General features: G+C 67.8%; 1 protein-coding gene. It reads left to right on the top strand.

Annotated features, from left to right (window positions below; all coding sequences use genetic code 11):
* The coding region (locus JYA52_RS00010; RefSeq protein ID WP_205651140.1) for a hypothetical protein at nucleotides 1–192 on the top strand (192 nt) is incomplete at its 5' end.
* Between the last annotated feature and the right edge of the window lie 134 nt (nucleotides 193–326).

Here is a 326-nt window from a genome sequence, read left to right as displayed (position 1 = left end):
GCCTCGTTCACCGCGGACAAGAACCCCACCGCCACCGTCCCGGCCGGCTGGACCGCGATCACCAACGGGCTGAACATCAGCAGAGGCGCCCTCGTCTTCGCATACTACCTGGATGCCGGTTACTCCGACCGCCGCACCTACAGCTGGACGATGAGCACGGCGGTGAAGTGGGGCGGCGGCAGCATCGCATAAACCGGCGTGAACACCACCACGCCGCTTGACAGAACCCTCTCCAGAGCAGACAACGCCCCGCTCTCGGCCACCAGCAACGCCGTTCCCGGGGTGAGCACCGCGAGCAACGGGGCCCTGCTGATCGGCGGCCTCGG

This window comes from Arthrobacter pascens, assembly GCF_017052465.1.
Lineage (GTDB): Bacteria > Actinomycetota > Actinomycetes > Actinomycetales > Micrococcaceae > Arthrobacter > Arthrobacter pascens.
The sequence above is the reverse complement of the archived record's forward strand: the minus strand, read 5'-3'. Positions and strand labels throughout refer to the sequence as shown.